A 933-nucleotide genomic window follows, 5' to 3' on the forward strand; every position below is an offset into this window, starting at 1 on the left:
GGAGCTGGACCGCCATTCGCAGTTGCAGCAGCTGTCGCGGGCACTGTTCGAGTCTGCCTCGGACCTGCTCGACCTGAAGGAAACCCTGGCCCAGCGCGCCCAGGAGGCGTACAGCCTGCTGCAGCAACAGGCGCGGGTGAACAGCCAGTTGCAGGAGGGCCTGACCGCCACCCTGATGGTGCCTTTCGAACGCCTTGTACCGCGTTTGCAACGGGTGGTGCGCCAGGTGGCCAGCGAGCTGGGCAAGCAAGTGGAGCTGGTGGTCGGCAACGCCGAGGGCGAACTGGACCGCAGCGTGCTCGAACGCATGGTGGCGCCGCTGGAGCACATGCTGCGCAACGCCGTGGACCATGGCCTGGAAAGCCGCGAAATGCGCCTGGCAGCGGGCAAGCCGGAGCTGGGTACCATCCACCTGAACTTGCTGCACGAAGGCGCCGATATCGTCATCGAAATGACCGACGACGGTGCCGGCGTGCCACTGGAGGCCGTACGGCGCAAGGCGATCAAACGCGGCTTGCTGGACCCGCAAGCGCACTTGAGCGACCACGAGATCCTGCAGTTCATCCTGCGCCCCGGCTTTTCCACCGCCGAGAAAATTACCCAGATCTCCGGGCGTGGCCTGGGCATGGACGTGGTGCACGAGGAGGTCAAGCAGCTGGGCGGTTCGATGAGCATCGAGTCGGCCCAGGGCAAAGGCGCGCGGTTCCTGATTCGCCTGCCGTTCACGGTGTCGATCAACCGCGCCTTGATGGTGCACCTGGGCGAGGAACAGTACGCCATCCCGCTCAATACCATCGAGGGCATCGTCCGCGTGCCGCCGGCCGAGCTGGCGGCGTGCTACCAGCTGGACACGCCACGCTATGTGTATGCCGGCCACGAATACGAGTTGCGCTACCTGGGCGAATTGCTGCAAGGCATGCCGCGCCCGAGCTT

At 65.4% G+C, this 933-nt stretch carries 1 pseudogene; it reads left to right on the forward strand.

Going from position 1 to position 933, the window contains the following annotated elements:
• Positions 1-933, forward strand: a pseudogene (locus G1E_RS29095) (chemotaxis protein CheA); the annotation flags it as partial.

Origin of the sequence: Pseudomonas sp. TJI-51 (genome assembly GCF_000190455.2) — a bacterium.
Classification (GTDB): domain Bacteria; phylum Pseudomonadota; class Gammaproteobacteria; order Pseudomonadales; family Pseudomonadaceae; genus Aquipseudomonas; species Aquipseudomonas juntendi.